The organism is Celeribacter sp. HF31 (assembly GCF_011806455.1).
Lineage (GTDB): Bacteria > Pseudomonadota > Alphaproteobacteria > Rhodobacterales > Rhodobacteraceae > Celeribacter.
In genome coordinates this window covers 241,156-255,735 of sequence record NZ_JAATOT010000006.1, presented here as the reverse complement: position 1 = coordinate 255,735, position 14,580 = coordinate 241,156, and the positions used below count along the sequence as shown (strand labels likewise).

At 61.3% G+C, this 14,580-nt stretch carries 14 protein-coding genes and 1 pseudogene; 10 read left to right on the top strand and 5 right to left on the bottom strand.

Annotated features, from left to right (window positions below):
- Nucleotides 1-22 precede the first annotated feature (22 nt).
- The 5 genes and pseudogenes from HCZ23_RS14725 (at nucleotide 23) to ptsP (ending at nucleotide 5,520) form a co-directional block, all read left to right on the top strand.
- The gene (locus tag HCZ23_RS14725; RefSeq protein WP_167602498.1) at nucleotides 23-508 is read left to right on the top strand and encodes a DUF1178 family protein; all 486 of its coding nucleotides are present in this window, start codon (nucleotides 23-25) and stop codon (nucleotides 506-508) included.
- A gap of 24 nt (nucleotides 509-532) precedes the next feature.
- The gene (locus HCZ23_RS14720; protein ID WP_167602497.1) at nucleotides 533-1,180 is read left to right on the top strand and encodes an SDR family NAD(P)-dependent oxidoreductase; all 648 of its coding nucleotides are present in this window, start codon (nucleotides 533-535) and stop codon (nucleotides 1,178-1,180) included.
- 236 nt (nucleotides 1,181-1,416) lie between these two features.
- On the top strand, nucleotides 1,417-2,652 hold the full coding sequence (locus HCZ23_RS14715; RefSeq protein ID WP_167602496.1) for an aspartate kinase: 1,236 nt from the start codon (nucleotides 1,417-1,419) through the stop codon (nucleotides 2,650-2,652).
- A 163-nt stretch (nucleotides 2,653-2,815) separates the two neighbouring features.
- Nucleotides 2,816-3,087 (top strand): annotated as a pseudogene (locus tag HCZ23_RS18150) (DUF4260 family protein).
- A 180-nt stretch (nucleotides 3,088-3,267) separates the two neighbouring features.
- On the top strand, nucleotides 3,268-5,520 hold the full coding sequence (gene ptsP / locus HCZ23_RS14705) for a phosphoenolpyruvate--protein phosphotransferase (RefSeq protein ID WP_167602495.1): 2,253 nt from the start codon (nucleotides 3,268-3,270) through the stop codon (nucleotides 5,518-5,520).
- A gap of 94 nt (nucleotides 5,521-5,614) precedes the next feature.
- Here ptsP and HCZ23_RS14700 read toward each other — a convergent pair whose 3' ends face one another.
- On the bottom strand, nucleotides 5,615-6,382 hold the full coding sequence (locus HCZ23_RS14700; protein ID WP_167602494.1) for an EcsC family protein: 768 nt from the start codon (nucleotides 6,380-6,382) through the stop codon (nucleotides 5,615-5,617).
- Between the two features lie 15 nt (nucleotides 6,383-6,397).
- The gene (locus HCZ23_RS14695; protein ID WP_167602493.1) at nucleotides 6,398-6,889 is read right to left on the bottom strand and encodes a GNAT family N-acetyltransferase; all 492 of its coding nucleotides are present in this window, start codon (nucleotides 6,887-6,889) and stop codon (nucleotides 6,398-6,400) included.
- A gap of 104 nt (nucleotides 6,890-6,993) precedes the next feature.
- Here HCZ23_RS14695 and HCZ23_RS14690 point away from each other — a divergent pair, with 104 nt between their 5' ends.
- Both HCZ23_RS14690 and HCZ23_RS14685 read left to right on the top strand, forming a co-directional pair.
- Nucleotides 6,994-7,578: a flavin reductase family protein gene (locus HCZ23_RS14690; protein ID WP_167602492.1), complete on the top strand. Its 585-nt coding sequence runs from the start codon at nucleotides 6,994-6,996 to the stop codon at nucleotides 7,576-7,578.
- Nucleotides 7,579-7,763: 185 nt separating this feature from the next.
- The gene (locus HCZ23_RS14685; protein ID WP_167602491.1) at nucleotides 7,764-8,540 is read left to right on the top strand and encodes a transglutaminase family protein; all 777 of its coding nucleotides are present in this window, start codon (nucleotides 7,764-7,766) and stop codon (nucleotides 8,538-8,540) included.
- 104 nt (nucleotides 8,541-8,644) lie between these two features.
- Here HCZ23_RS14685 and HCZ23_RS14680 read toward each other — a convergent pair whose 3' ends face one another.
- The 3 genes from HCZ23_RS14680 to HCZ23_RS14670 all read right to left on the bottom strand — a co-directional run bounded on the left by HCZ23_RS14680 (nucleotide 8,645) and on the right by HCZ23_RS14670 (nucleotide 12,182).
- Nucleotides 8,645-10,255 (bottom strand): SulP family inorganic anion transporter, encoded by a 1,611-nt coding sequence (locus tag HCZ23_RS14680; RefSeq protein WP_167602490.1) that lies wholly within the window; start codon nucleotides 10,253-10,255, stop codon nucleotides 8,645-8,647.
- Between the two features lie 119 nt (nucleotides 10,256-10,374).
- A complete protein-coding gene (locus HCZ23_RS14675) occupies nucleotides 10,375-11,004 on the bottom strand; it encodes an aminotransferase class IV family protein (RefSeq protein WP_167602489.1) in 630 nt (209 codons plus the stop codon).
- The gene (locus HCZ23_RS14670; protein ID WP_368487358.1) at nucleotides 11,001-12,182 is read right to left on the bottom strand and encodes an aminodeoxychorismate synthase component I; all 1,182 of its coding nucleotides are present in this window, start codon (nucleotides 12,180-12,182) and stop codon (nucleotides 11,001-11,003) included. The genes HCZ23_RS14675 and HCZ23_RS14670 overlap by 4 nt, the downstream gene beginning before the upstream one ends.
- 121 nt (nucleotides 12,183-12,303) lie before the next feature.
- On the opposite strand from HCZ23_RS14670, the gene HCZ23_RS14665 reads away from it, so the two are divergent.
- Genes HCZ23_RS14665 through HCZ23_RS14655 form a run of 3 tightly spaced genes read left to right on the top strand, consistent with a single transcriptional unit; the run spans nucleotide 12,304 to nucleotide 14,377 of the window.
- Nucleotides 12,304-13,188, top strand: coding sequence for an S-methyl-5'-thioadenosine phosphorylase (locus tag HCZ23_RS14665; protein ID WP_167602488.1), 885 nt, complete (start codon nucleotides 12,304-12,306; stop codon nucleotides 13,186-13,188).
- Between the two features lie 3 nt (nucleotides 13,189-13,191).
- On the top strand, nucleotides 13,192-13,818 hold the full coding sequence (locus tag HCZ23_RS14660; RefSeq protein WP_167602487.1) for a LysE family translocator: 627 nt from the start codon (nucleotides 13,192-13,194) through the stop codon (nucleotides 13,816-13,818).
- A gap of 28 nt (nucleotides 13,819-13,846) precedes the next feature.
- Nucleotides 13,847-14,377: an adenine phosphoribosyltransferase gene (locus HCZ23_RS14655; RefSeq protein WP_167602486.1), complete on the top strand. Its 531-nt coding sequence runs from the start codon at nucleotides 13,847-13,849 to the stop codon at nucleotides 14,375-14,377.
- Nucleotides 14,378-14,580: the final 203 nt, after the last annotated feature.

Below are 14,580 nucleotides of genomic sequence, written 5' to 3'. Positions count from 1 at the left end.
GATCTTGGGAAACGCGCCGGTCATGATCCGCTACATGCTCAAATGCTCCGAAGAGCACCAATTCGAAAGCTGGTTTCGCTCCGCCGAAGCCTTTGAGACGCTTTGCGAAAACGGTCAGTTGAGCTGTCCGACCTGCGGTTCCTCTAAGGTGTTCAAAGCCATGATGGCCCCGCGTGTCAGCACGGCGCGCAAGGCCGAAAGCCTTGCCCCCGAACCCGAGGTCCCCGCCGCCTCTGCGCCCAAAGCGACGCTGACCACACCGATGGAGCCGCCGCGCCCCACAGCGCAAGACGTCGAACAGGCCGTCGCCAATCTGCGCGCCGAGGTAGAGGCCAATTCCGATTACGTCGGCCTCGAATTCGCCACGGAAGCGCGCAAAATTCATGACGGCGAGGCCCCCGCGCGGGCGATCTACGGCGAGGCGAAACTGGACGACGCCAAGGCGCTTTTGGAAGAGGGCGTGCCAGTCTTGCCGCTGCCCTTCACGCCGAAACGCAAACTGAACTGACCCTCCCCGACAAAGGCTGACGACATGGACACGGCTCTCATCACCGGCGCCTCGCGCGGCATTGGCGCGGCTCTGAAATCCGAACTCGGCACCCGCGGCTATGAGGTCACCGGCACCTCGACCCGCGGCACAGAGGACCTTTTGCCGCTCGACGTCAAAGACCCGCAGAGCGTCGCGGCGCTTGCCAAAGACTTGAAAGACCACCCGCTGGACCTGTTGGTCTGCAACGCCGGGCTTTACCTCGACAAGGGGCAATCCCTTGACACCGACTACCCCGCCGAGATGTGGGTCGAAGAATTCGCCGTCAATGTGACCGGCGTCTTCCTGACCGTACAGGCCTTTCTCCCGGCCTTGCGCGCGGCGCGTGGTAAGATCGCGATCATCTCCTCGCAGATGGCATCCCATACCCGCGCGCCCGGCGGCTCCTACATCTACCGCGCCTCGAAAGCCGCCGCGTTGAACTTGGGCCGGAACCTTGCCACCGATCTCAAATCGGACGGTATTTCGGTTGGCATCTATCACCCCGGCTGGGTCCAGACCGATATGGGCGGCGCCTCTGCCGAGATCACGGCGACCATGGCGGCCACAGGATTGGCGGATCGTTTTGCCGAACTGTCGCCGACCTCCACTGGCTGTTTCCTGACCTGGGACGGGCATCCGCACGCCTATTAAAGCGTTCGACCCAAAACCTCGCTCACAGCTTTTGGTCGAACGCAGTGCAACATCTGTACGTGGCAGGCGCCCGACCCTTATCTGATGCCTCAAGTTAAAGGTCGGACGCTTTAAGTCTCCTTTGCTGTAAAAATACTCAGCAAAATATACACCGGGCGCACGCGCCACTCTTGCGCTTGGCTCCCAAGCCACTTAGAGAACCGTGACCACTCTGACGACGGGGGATAAGGCCAGAGATGCCCATTCTCGTGATGAAATTCGGCGGCACATCCGTCGCCACGCTCGACAAGATCAAACGCGCCGCGAAACGCGTCGGCCGCGAGGTTGCCAATGGCTACGACGTGATCGTCGTGGTCTCTGCCATGTCTGGCGAGACCAACAAGCTCGTGGGCTACGTGAACGAGACCTCTCCGATGTATGACGCGCGCGAATATGACGCCGTCGTCTCCTCGGGCGAGAACGTGACCGCAGGCCTCATGGCACTGACGTTGCAGGAAATGGAGGTGCCCGCGCGCAGCTGGCAGGGCTGGCAAGTGCCGCTCAAGACCAACTCCGCGCATGGTGCAGCCCGGATCGAAGAGATCCCGACCGACAACATCCTCGCCAAATTCGGCGAAGGCATGAAGGTCGCCGTCGTGGCGGGGTTCCAGGGCATTTCGCCCGAGGGCCGCATCACCACGCTGGGCCGGGGCGGATCGGACACCACCGCCGTCGCCTTTGCCGCCGCCTTTGAGGCCGAGCGCTGTGACATCTACACCGACGTGGACGGGGTCTACACCACCGACCCGCGGATCGAGAGCAAAGCCAAGAAGCTCGAAAAAATCGCCTTCGAAGAGATGTTGGAACTGGCGTCTCTCGGTGCGAAAGTGCTTCAGACCCGGTCGGTCGAGCTGGCGATGCGCTATGGCGTGCGCCTGCGCGTCCTGTCGTCTTTCGAGGAATATGACCCCAATGCCGGCACCTTGATCTGTGCCGAGGAGGATATCGTGGAAAACAAACCTGTCTCGGGCATTGCCGCCTCCCGCGAAGAAGCCAAAATGACCCTCGTGTCGGTCGCAGACCGCCCCGGCATCGCCGCCGCCATTTTCGGTCCGTTGGCCGAAGCGGGCGTCAATGTCGACATGATCATTCAGAACATTTCCGAAGAGGGTCGCACCGATATGACCTTCTCCTGCCCCGTCGATCAGGTGAACCGCGCCAAAGCGGCCCTGGACGCGGCACAGGAGCGCGGGGATTTCAACTTTGGCGAGCTGATCTCCGACACGGATGTGGCGAAAATCTCGCTCGTGGGCATCGGCATGCGCTCGCAATCCGGCGTCGCCGCGAAGATGTTCAAAGTGCTCTCTGATGAAGGCATCAACATCAAGGTCATCGCCACCTCAGAGATCAAGATCTCCGTTCTGGTCGACCGCAAATACACCGAGCTTGCCGTTCAGGCGCTGCACGATGCCTTCGAGTTGAACGCCGCCTGAGCCTCGCCTCATCGCAAGACATAGCCCCCGCATTCTGCGGGGGCTTTCTTTTGAGCAAAGAAGGATATCGAATGATCCTTTGGCAACGCGTTGAGGCCGCATTGATTTTCGTGATCTGCCTCATCATGCTCTGAACCATGCGCGCCCCCTGCCCCTATGGGCCATGGTGCTTGTGTTCTTCGCGCCGGACCTGTCCTTCGCAGGCGACGCGATGGGCCCGCGTGTCGGCGCCGTGGCCTATAACCTATGCATCTCTACGCCAGTGGCGCGCTTGTCGCGCTTTTCGGATGGCTGACCCACGCCCCGCTCGCCACGGCTCTGGGTCTCTTGTGGATCGCCCATGCCGGCTTTGACCGCGCGCTTGGGTATGGCCTCAAATCTCCAGAATATTTTGTGATCACACATCCCGGGCGGATTGGCAAAAACCAGGCATAATGCGCAGTCGCAGCACGCATTTTCTGCACCTGCATCCACAAGTTGCGGATTTTTCTGCACTTTTTACACGCAAATTTTGGCCGAGCCGCCGTCGCGCGGTTGATTTTTCTGGGCAAAAGCCACATCTGTGCTCTAAGGAATTTGACGCCATAACGGGCGCAGAACAAGACCGACGGGGACATGGTGAATAATCTGGAAAGCGAAAGCCGGAAGCTTTTGGGCCGGCTCAGGGACACGCTGGCCGAGGACAGTGCCGGTCAGGCACGTCTCGACCGCATCACCCATCTGATCGCCGACAGCATGCAGACCGAGGTCTGTTCGATCTACCTCTTCCGCGACGCCGACACGCTTGAGCTTTGCGCCACCGAAGGTCTCAAATCCGAAGCCGTGCACAAGACCCGGATGCGTATCGGCGAGGGCCTCGTGGGCCGGGTCGCGCGCAGCCGGATCATGGTCAACGCCGCCGATGCGCCCTCTGAGCGGGGCTTCCGCTACATGCCCGAGACCGGCGAGGAATTGTTTTCGAGCTTCCTGGGTCTTCCGATCCAACGCCTCGGTGAAATCCTCGGCGTTCTGGTCGTGCAATCGAAAGAGGCCCGCGCCTTTACCGAAGACGAAGTCTACGCCCTCGAAGTGGTCGCCATGGTTCTGGCCGAGATGACCGAACTGGGCGCCTTTATCGGCGACGAAGGTGGCATGGCCGCCCTGCACCAGCATCCGGTCATGTTCCGGGGCGCGACAGGGCAAGAGGGCGTCGCCGAAGGCAATGTCTACCTGCATGAGCCACGCGTCGTGGTCACCAACCCGGTGGCCGATGACCCGGAGGCGGAAAAAGATCGGCTGCGCAAGGCCGTCGATGAGCTGCGCATCTCGGTCGACAGCATGTTGGCCGCCGTCGAACCCGGCGAGAAAGACCAGCGCGAGGTGCTCGAAGCCTACCGGATGTTCGCCAATTCCCGCGGCTGGATGCGCCGGATGGAAGAGGACATCGACCGGGGTCTGTCGGCAGAGGCCGCCGTTGAGAAAGAACAGGGCGCGGCGCGCACGCGACTGGCGCAAGTCCCCGACCCCTACATGCGCGAGCGCCTGCACGATCTCGATGACCTGTCGAACCGACTGCTGCGCATTCTCACCGGCCAAGGCAACGAAACTGGCGCGGAGATGCCCGAAAATCCAATCCTCGTCGCCCGCAACATCGGCCCCGGCGAGTTGCTGGACTATGGCAAGGATTTGAAAGGCATCGTGTTGGAGCAAGGCTCTGTCGGATCGCATGCCGCCGTTGTGGCCCGCGCCTGGGCGATCCCTCTGGTGATCCACGCCGAGGGCATCACCACCGAGGCGCTGAACGGCAACGCCATTCTGGTCGATGGCGATCAGGGCCTGGTGCATTTGCGGCCCGAAGAATCCGTCGCCGCCGCCTTCCGCGACAAGATCGCGATGCAGGCCGAAGCGCAGAAACGCTACGCCGGCCTGGTGGGCCTGCCTGCCGAGACGCTCTGTGGTCGACATATCAACATGCATATGAACGCCGGTCTGATGGCGGATCTGCCCTCTCTGGCCTCCTCGGGCGCCGAGGGCGTGGGCCTGTTCCGCACCGAATTGCAGTTCCTGATCCGCAACAAGGTGCCGCGTCGGGGCGAGTTGGCGACGCTCTACGCCCGCGTCATGGACGCGGCGCGCGGCAAACGCGTGGTGTTCCGCACCCTCGACATCGGCTCCGACAAAGTGTTGCCCTATATGAAGCCGCAGGACGAACCGAACCCTGCGATGGGCTGGCGCGCGATCCGTGTGGGGCTTGATAAACGCGGCGTGATGCGGATGCAGCTTCAGGCGCTCATCCGCGCCGCCTCGGGTCGTCCGTTGACGATCATGTTCCCTTTCGTGGCGCAGTTCGACGAATACCGTCAGGCACGGGGCATTTTGGACGATGTGCTCGAGTCCGAGCAAAAGCTGGGCTACGTGCCGCCGTCTTCCGTTGAAGTGGGCGCGATGTTGGAAACGCCCTCTCTGGCCTTCGCCCCCGATCTGTTTTTCCAACAGACCGATTTCATTTCCATCGGTGGCAACGACCTCAAACAGTTCTTTTTCGCCGCTGACCGGGAAAACGAGCGGGTGCGTCGGCGCTATGACACGCTGAATTATTCCTTCCTGAGCTTCATCCGCCAGATCGTCGCGCGCTGCGACCAATTCGACACGCCGGTGTCCTTTTGTGGCGAAGATGCCGGGCGGCCTTTGGAGGCGGTGGCTCTGGCCGCGATGGGGGTGCGCACCCTGTCGATGCGCCCGGCCTCGATCGGCCCGGTGAAGGCGATGTTGCGGCGTCTGGACCTCGATGAGGTGGCCAGTGTGATTGATCAGGCGGCAGACGCCGGGGCGCAATCCGTGCGCGGAGAATTGACGGCCTATCTGGTCAAACAGGGGTTCATGCTCTGATCCTGTGGCGCTCCGCGCACCACGATCAGCAGGCTCTGTCTTCTCTCGCGTTAAGGTTAATCTGATTAAGGTTAACGCCTCGGGGAGAACCGCCTCAGCGCGCCATTTCGAGACGCAACATCTCTTTCAACTCTTCGAACGACAGATCGCTGTCCTCGGCCATGCGGAGCATGCCGAAACTCACATGCGCCATGTCCTGATAATAGGCGGTATAGGCGTAATTCGTCGCCGCGCCTGCCACGGCGCCCAGAACCGGAACGGTCTGCGCCGCCAGTTTTTGCCCCAAAACCACCGAGAGACGCGGCGCGACCTTGGCGATAATCCCGTTCAGCGTGGCCCCCGTCAGCGTGGTGCGGGCCGCAAGAAACCCAAGATCGGCGCCATCGTCATCCTCCAGAGGTCCGGCGGCGGCGAAAACCTGAATACAGGCCTTGCGCACATCGTCGCGGGAGGGATCAAAGCCGTGATCTTCGGCGACGCCCTGGATCGCGTGGAGCAGTACGGTCGTGGTGACCGGCAATTCCGCCAAAGCGGTCGGCAGCCCGCCAACACCGCCCACGGCGCCCAGCCCCGAGGTCACCGCCCGCGACATCCAAGTGCTGCCTTTGACCGAACGCCGTCCGCGTGCCGCACCGTCAAACGCCAGTTCAAGCGCGGAAAGCGTCGCGCCCTCAAGCTGACCTCTGATCTTGTCGGGCAACTTGCCGAACAGCCCGTCCGCCGTGCCGCCCACGATGTTCAAAAGCTGCATGCCGGGATGGTTCGCACGTTTCAGACGCCGCGCCAGCGCACGGATCGCCTCCGGTGTGGGGGCTTGCAACACGGCATGTGCGCCATCGGTGAGGGTCGGTAATTTTTCCATGCCCTAGAGATGGGGTCAGTCGTCCTTGTGGACAAGCCCCTCGACCCCGTCCCAGGCGCCGGGACGCAGAGCCACGCCCAAAACCCGATCTGGGTTGGTCGGCGGCGGCATTTCGACGGGGTCGAGTTTTTCAAATCCGAAACGGGAATAATAGGGGGCATCGCCCACCAACATCACCCGCTCCCAACCAAGCCGCACGGCCTCTGCCATCGACTCATTCATCAACAAGCCCCCCAAGCCCTCGCCCTGACGGGTGTGGTGCACGGCGATGGGGCCCAAAAGCAAGGCGCGATGCTCGCCCGCGCCGATGCGAATGGGCCAATAGCGGATCGCGGCGGCCAGAACGCCATGTTCGTCACGCGCCAGAAGACAGAGATCCGTGACCTTTTCGACTCCATCGCGCAGACGATAGGACGACAAAAGCTCGCGCCCCGGCGCAAAACAGGTGTCGTAGAGGGCTTCGACCTCCCAAAGATCGTCCGGCGTTTCTGTCTCGATCCGATACACGCGTATCCCTTTCTCAGCGCACAGATTTTGCGCGCGGATTTGGCTCGGATTTCTGCTATCACAGCCCTAAATGGTGAGCAACGCGAAGAAAAGGACACACCAAGATGTATTACCGCCCCAGCGATGGTCACAGCCTGCCCCACAACCCGTTCAACGCCATCGTGTCGCCGCGACCCATTGGTTGGATCTCGACGCGGTCAAGCTCAGGACATGAAAACCTTGCGCCCTACTCCTTTTTCAACGCGGTCGCCTATGTGCCGCCGCAGGTGATGTTTGCCTCGATCGGCTCGAAAGACACGCTGCGCAACCTGCGTGAGACCGGCGAGTTTTGCGTCAATCTCGTGGGCGCCGACCAGATCGCGGTGATGAATGCCTCCTCCGCGGCGTTTGAGTTCGAGGAAGACGAGTTCACCCAATCCGGCGCTCTGCGCGCCCCCTGTCGCGAGATTGCCTGTTCGCGGGTCGAAGATGCGCCAGCCTCCTTGGAATGCAAGATGACCCAGATCGTCCAACTCGCGGGCAAAGACAATCACGTGGTCTTCGGCGAAGTCATCGGCATCCACATCCGCCCCGACCTGATCGTCGACGGGCGGTTCGATGTGGTGAAGGCGCGCATGCTGTCGCGCTTGGGCTATCGCGATTACGCTGAGGTCACAGAGGTGTTCGAGCTGACGCGTCCGAACGATTGACGGGGATTGAGGGCGAGAGGGAACTCTTTCGCAGCAGGACCGTTTAATGATTTATAAGACACTGCGCCCAACAAAACCGTGCCTGACAAAACTGTGCCTGACAAACACGCCCCTCATCTCACGCCCCGGCGAAAGCCATGATTGCCCATAAAGGGCCCCACCCCGTCATCCCCTATGGAGAGCCCATGCGCATTCAGATCGACGTCGCAATGACCTACCGGTTTCCGAACCCGAACACCGTGTTTTTGGCGCTTGAAGCGGCCAAAGTTGACGGCCAGACGATCGAATACGAAAGCCTTTTGGTCGGAGATGCCACCGTGAGCCGGATCACGGGGGACTCGGGCGTCGGCGAACGGGTGTTTGCGCAAGTGCCCGGAACCGAAATGATTTTGAATTACAGCGCGTTGGTGAACATCACCCGTCCGCACAATGGAATCGAGGACCTCGATGCGGCGCCTTTACATATGATCCCGGGGGAGGTTGTGCCCTATCTGCGCCCCTCGCGATATTGTCAGTCCGATAAATTTGTCAGCTTTGTAGGGAAACGTTTTGGTGGCGTGCAAGGCGGGGCGAAAGTGGCCGCCATCCGGGACTGGATCGAGAACAATCTCTCCTATGTCCCCGGCAGTTCCGACGCCGACACCAATGTCCTGGAAACCTTTGCCGGACGGCAAGGTGTCTGTCGAGACTACGCGCATTTGATGTGTTCCATGGTTCGCGCCGCGCAAATCCCGGCGCGGATGGTGGCGGTCTATAGCCCCAATGTCGTCCCACAGGATTTTCACGCCGTGGCGGAAGTTTGGCTGGGCGGTCAATGGACCCTCGTTGACGCGACGGGCATGTGCACCCCCGATGATATGGCGGTGATTGCGGTGGGGCGAGATGCCTATGACATCGCCTTCATGGACTCTCAGGCGCCAGCGCAGATGCTACAGCAATCCGTCTTTGTACAGCTCACGTAGGCCACGGCCCAAAGGCATGCCAATGCGCCTCGAAATCGCATGGGATATATAAAAAGGCCTCCCTGCGACAGGGAGGCCTTTTCGATCTCAACCTTGGCGAGGGCTCAGTGCCCGCCGCCCAACACACCCGTGCGCACGACATAGTCCGTGGCGATCTGGTAATCCGGGTCGTCATCGCTATCGACCATCAGGTGACCGGCGTTGGACAAAAGCCGGTGACAATCGCGGCTCAGGTGGCGCAGTTGGATTTCCTTGCCCAGCGCTTCGTATTTCGCAGCGAGGCTTTCGATCGCGTTGAGCGCAGATTGGTCGGCAACGCGGCTGTCGGCGAAATCGACGATCACCATGGAGGGATCGTTGGCCGGGTCAAAGAGCTCCGAAAAGCCCTCGGCGGAGCCAAAGAACAGCGGGCCCTGAATTTGATAGACCTTGGCGCCCTCGGGGCTCTCGTAGGTCTTGGCATGGATGCGGGATGCGTTCTGCCAGGCATAGGCCAGTGCGGAGACGATGACACCCACGACCACGGCGACCGCGAGGTCTTCGAGCACGGTCACGACGGTGACGAGCACGATGACGAAGGCATCCACACGGGGCACTTTGCGCATCACGTTGAAGGAGTTCCAGGCAAACGTGCCGATCACCACCATAAACATCACGCCCACCAGAGCGGCCAGCGGGATTTGTTCAATGAGCGGCGAGGCCACCACGATGAAGAGCAAAAGGAACAGCGCTGCCGTGATGCCCGCAAGGCGCGTGCGCCCGCCGGATTTCACGTTGATCATCGACTGCCCGATCATGGCGCAGCCGCCCATCGAGCCGAAGAAACCGGAGAGCACATTGCCCGCGCCCTGCGCCAGACATTCTTGCGAGACACCACCGCGTTCGCCTTTGATTTCCCCCACGAGGTTGAGCGTCAGAAGGCTCTCAATCAGGCCCACGGCCGCGCCGATCAGCGCATAGGGCAGGATGATTTTCATCGTGGCAAGGAAGCTCTCCATGCTCTCGAACATCGGCACGGACGGGATGTGGAAGGCCGGCAAACCGCCCTTGATCTGCGCCATATCGCCCACACGCGGCACGTCGATGCCAAAGGCGATCACCACCACGGCAGTGATCAGAATGCCCGCCAGTGGCGCCGGGATGATATTGGTCACCTTCGGCAGGAAATGCACCACGGCCATGGTCAGGCCGACAAGCCCGAGCATGATGATGAGCGGCATGCCGGTCATATAGCTGTCAGTGCCGGGCACTTTGAACTGGGTGAGCTGGGCAAGGAAAATGACGATCGCCAGCCCGTTCACAAAACCCAACATCACCGGATGCGGCACGAGGCGGATGAACTTGCCGAGGCGAAAAATCCCCGCAAGGATTTGCAAGATGCCCATAAGGACCACAGTGGCGAAAAGATATTCGACACCATGATCGACCACCAGCGCCACGAAGACCACGGCGATGGCCCCGGTCGCGCCAGAAATCATCCCGGGACGCCCGCCAAAGACGGCGGTCACCAGCCCCATAATGAAAGCAGCGTAAAGCCCCACGAGCGGGTGCACATGGGCAACGAATGCAAAAGCCACGGCTTCGGGCACCAGCGCCAGCGCGACGGTGAGGCCCGAAAGCACATCGGTTTTCGCCTGCGCAGGCGTCAGCTTGGTCGATGTGGTTCCGGAAATAGACAGGTTCTTCGCGAAGGACGCGAGTGCGGATTGGATCACGGGAGGCTCCCAGATGTCAGGAAATGCGTTTGGCCCCTCTTAGCGCGATTGTCGCATGAGCGCAAAGGCAGACCCCGCGCCTCTGGCCCTCGTGACTTGATCGCAACAGATTTGGCGCTTCAATCGACCAATTGCGCAGGAATGAGGCCCCGGAGCGAGTTGCCGACCCAGAGACGCGCCGCCGCGCGCAGGTCCGCTTCGGTCAACACGGCCTCGCGGGCGCGCCCCTCGTCCAGCATTGCTTCGCGCAGCACTCCGGGCAGGAGGCCAGAGGACAAGGCGGGGGTCAGCATCTCGCCGTCCCGCTCCAAAAACACATTGGTGATCGTACCTTCGCACAGCTCTCCGCTCGTGTTGAGAAACACCGCCTCGTCGATGCCCTCGGGCAAGGCGGCGCGGGCTTCATCGTAGAGGCTGCGCTCCGTCGTTTTGACCGCGAGCCACGGGTCCGCAGGGTCAAGGCGGGTCTCATGCAACTGCACGCGGAAGACAGGTTTTGAGGGGACAAGCGGCGCGTCTTGCAGCTCCAACGCACCCTCAAGCTCCAGCGTCATGCGCATCCGGCGCGGGGTCTCGGCGTGAAACGCGGCTGTGAGGCGCTCAGCCTCCAACGGATCGAACGGCACGTCCAACTTCGTCGCCGTGCGCGCCATCCGCGCGAGGTGCCGTGCCCCCCGCGTCATGCCCTGCCCCGGCACATAGCCAAAGGTCTCGATGATGCGGAACGGATCGCTCACGACGTCGCTCATAGCAGAGGCTCCAAATCGGCAAAACGGGATTTCAACAGCGCCTCGTCATATTCCGACTGCGCCTCGCTGTCATAGACCACACCACCACCCACATGCAGCCGTGCGCGGCCTTCCGCCATTTCCAAGGTTCGGATCGCGACGTTGAAAGACGACCGCCCGTCCGGCGCGGCCCAGCCGATGGAGCCGCAATAATGCCCGCGTGGCCCGGCCTCCAATTCGTGAATGATCTGCATCGCGCGAATCTTCGGCGCGCCGGTGACAGAGCCACAAGGAAACAATGCGCGAAAACGATCATAGAGGCCAATCTCGGGCAACAACCGCGCGGTCACGGTCGAGGTCATCTGATGCACGGTGGCGTAGCTTTCAATCTCGAACAGTTTGGGCACTTTGACCGATCCCACCTCGGAAACCCGCGACAGATCATTGCGCAGGAGATCGACGATCATAAGGTTCTCGGCCTGATTTTTCTCAGACGCGGCCAACCAGTCTTTCGATGCGGCATCTTCCTCAGGCGTTGCACCACGCGGCACGGTGCCTTTCATCGGGCGCACGGTGATACCGCCCGCCCCGTCGGTCTCGTAGAACAGCTCGGGTGAGCGCGACAGGACCGCCGATCCGTCCGGCCTTTCGATCAGGGCGCCGGAACCCACCGGCTGGCGGGCCTTGAGCCGGTCATAAAGCGCGCGCGGTGTGAGATCGGAGGTGAGCGCCAGCGGAAAGGTCAGGTTCGCTTGATAGATGTCCCCCGCCCGAATGTAACGCGCCACGGCGTCAAAGGCCTCCGCATAGCGCGTTGTGTCCCAGAGGGGCTGCTTGTCCGTGGAGCCTTTATTCAAACTCTCGCGGACGGGGAGAGGCTCAGGCGCCTCGTAAATCCCAACTTCCAGCAAAGGCACATCGCGCGTCTCGGGCAACAAGGGCAAAAGCCGCGGCTCGAAACAATAGCCCAGCTCATAGGAAAACGCGCCCGCGATCCAGAAGCCTTCCGCCAAAGCTGCCTCAAGCCGCGCGAACGCCCCCGCGACCTCGCCCGGGGTATGGGCGAAGACCGTCTCTTTCGGCTTTTGGAACAGGCTTCCGCCTTGCAACGGCCCCGTGTCGAATTCGATCCGCATCTCACCCCCGGCGTGTTCGGACGCGCAGCGTTCTACGGCGGACACCCCCACTTTGGCAAGCACACCCGCGCCTCCTGTCGCACATCTCCTGAGCCTTGTCTTCCGCAACTTTTCCCAATTGCCCCTTGCGCGCCGCATTGCAGCGCCGCAAGGTTGGGCCGAACAGACGATGCAAGAGGCGGATATGACAGAGAAACAGCGTGTGATCGGCGTGATGGGCGGCTCCGGTGTCTATGAGATCGACGGGCTGGAGGATGCCGCGTGGCAAACGGTTGAAACGCCGTGGGGCGATCCCTCTGACGCGCTTCTGACCGGCACGTTGGGCGGTGTCAAAATGGTTTTCCTGCCCCGTCACGGGCGCGGGCATGTGCATTCGCCCTCGACCGTCAATTACCGCGCCAACATCGACGCGATGAAACAGATGGGGGTCACGGACCTGTTTTCCGTCTCCGCCGTGGGGTCTTTCCGCGAAGAGATGGCGCCGGGCGATTTCGTCATCGTCGATCAGTTCATCGACCGCACCTTTGCGCGGGAAAAATCCTTCTTCGGCACCGGCTGTGTTGCGCATGTCTCGGTGGCGCATCCGGTGTGTGAACGGCTTTCGGGGATTGCCTATGAGGCGGCGCGTGCGACGGGGGTGACGGTTCATAAGGGCGGCACCTATCTGGCCATGGAGGGCCCGCAGTTTTCTTCGATCTCTGAGAGCAAAATGTATCGCGAGAGCTGGGGCTGCGATGTGATCGGCATGACCAATATGCCGGAGGCGAAACTCGCCCGCGAGGCGGAAATTTGCTACGCCTCCATCGCCATGGTTACCGATTACGACAGCTGGCACCCGGATCATGGCGCGGTGCAGATCACCGACATCATCAAGACGCTCAAGGCCAACACCACACATGCGAAATCCCTCGTCGCGGCGCTTCCGGGGCTTTTGGGGGGCGTCTATGCCCCCTGTGAGCATGGCTGCGACCGGGCGCTGGAGTATGCAATCATGACCGCGCCGGACAAACGCGATCCCGAGGTGGTCGAAAAACTTGCGACCGTCGCGGGGCGGGTGTTGGGAGGATAACATATGCCCTTTGAGCTTTGGCTGGCCTTCGTCGCCGCCTCCACCGCGCTTTTGATGATCCCCGGACCGACGATCCTCTTGGTGCTCTCCTATGCGCTCACCCAAGGCAAACGTGTCGCCGTGGCCACGGCTTTGGGTGTCGCACTTGGGGATTTCATTGCCATGAGTGCCTCGCTTCTGGGCCTTGGCGCTTTGGTGATGGCGTCGGCCACGGCCTTTACCGTGATCAAATGGGCGGGGGCCGTTTATCTGTTCTATCTTGGCTTCAAAATGTTGAAATCCGCACCGCAGGCGTCTCTGGGGACGGTCGAACAGATGGGGCATGTCAGCTCAAGGCAGGTGTTTCTTCACGCGAGCGCTGTCACCGCGCTGAACCCGAAATCCATCGGCTTTTTCATCGCCTTCGTGCCGCAGTTCCTCACGCCCGGCGCGCCGCTTGCACCGCAATTCACCCTGCTCATTGCCACCTTCGTGGGCCTCGCCACGGTCAATGCGCTGGCCTATGCGCTTCTTGCCAATCTCATGCGCAAACGCATCCAGCGCCCGCGTGTGATGCGCAACATGACCCGCGCGGGCGGTGTGGCGCTTTTGGGCATGGGCGCCCTGACCGCCACGCTTCGCCGTGCCTGATCTCACCGCCTCAGCCAAAGGACACACCATGAAAACCGTCAAGGATTACATCCGCACCATCGTCGATTTCCCACATGAAGGCATCCTGTTTCGCGATGTCACCACCTTGTTTGCCGACCCGCGTGGCATGCGGCTTGCGATTGACCAGTTGCTCGATCCCTATGTGGGTATGCAAATCGACAAGGTGGTGGGACTTGAGGCACGCGGGTTTATCATCGGCGGCGCCATCGCGCATCAGCTCTCGATCGGCTTCGTTCCGATTCGCAAAAAGGGAAAACTGCCCGGCGCTGTGATCTCCGAAGAGTACAAACTCGAATATGGTGAGGCCGTGGTCGAGGTACATGACGATGCGATCCAGCCCGGCGAGAAAATCCTAGTGGTCGACGATCTTTTGGCCACCGGCGGCACGGCGGAAGCCGGGATCAAGCTGGTCGAGCGGCTGGGTGGCGAGATCGTGGGCTGTGCGTTTATCATCGACCTGCCGGAGCTGGGTGGGCACAAGCGGCTGGCTGATCTGGGCTATGGAATTCATACGCTTTGTGAATTTGAGGGGCTATGATGCAAATTTTTGCAAACCCCCTGTGCATCGTGAACGCTTTGGTAACGACTCGCTCGTAAATCTGTGCATGTCTCGCGGAGCCGAGACGCTGTTTGCACCACATGTGAGCAATCACATTTCGCGCCCTGATCGCCCCCCCGATCAGGGCGCTTTTCACTTCCCTGCCGCGTCACGAGAGTCTTTCGACAGAGGAAAAGCCGCGT

Excerpts from the sequence above, each read along its gene's own strand:
- HCZ23_RS14660 (WP_167602487.1), top strand. The coding sequence starts at position 13,192 with ATGCCCTTTGAGCTTTGGCTGGCCTTCGTCGCCGCCTCCACCGCGCTT.
- HCZ23_RS14685 (WP_167602491.1), top strand. The coding sequence starts at position 7,764 with ATGCGCATTCAGATCGACGTCGCAATGACCTACCGGTTTCCGAACCCG.
- HCZ23_RS14725 (WP_167602498.1), top strand. The coding sequence starts at position 23 with ATGATCCGCTACATGCTCAAATGCTCCGAAGAGCACCAATTCGAAAGC.
- HCZ23_RS14690 (WP_167602492.1), top strand. The coding sequence starts at position 6,994 with ATGTATTACCGCCCCAGCGATGGTCACAGCCTGCCCCACAACCCGTTC.
- HCZ23_RS14665 (WP_167602488.1), top strand. The coding sequence starts at position 12,304 with ATGACAGAGAAACAGCGTGTGATCGGCGTGATGGGCGGCTCCGGTGTC.
- HCZ23_RS14675 (WP_167602489.1), bottom strand. The coding sequence starts at position 11,004 with ATGAGCGACGTCGTGAGCGATCCGTTCCGCATCATCGAGACCTTTGGC.
- HCZ23_RS14715 (WP_167602496.1), top strand. The coding sequence starts at position 1,417 with ATGCCCATTCTCGTGATGAAATTCGGCGGCACATCCGTCGCCACGCTC.
- ptsP (WP_167602495.1), top strand. The coding sequence starts at position 3,268 with ATGGTGAATAATCTGGAAAGCGAAAGCCGGAAGCTTTTGGGCCGGCTC.
- HCZ23_RS14700 (WP_167602494.1), bottom strand. The coding sequence starts at position 6,382 with ATGGAAAAATTACCGACCCTCACCGATGGCGCACATGCCGTGTTGCAA.
- HCZ23_RS14655 (WP_167602486.1), top strand. The coding sequence starts at position 13,847 with ATGAAAACCGTCAAGGATTACATCCGCACCATCGTCGATTTCCCACAT.
- HCZ23_RS14720 (WP_167602497.1), top strand. The coding sequence starts at position 533 with ATGGACACGGCTCTCATCACCGGCGCCTCGCGCGGCATTGGCGCGGCT.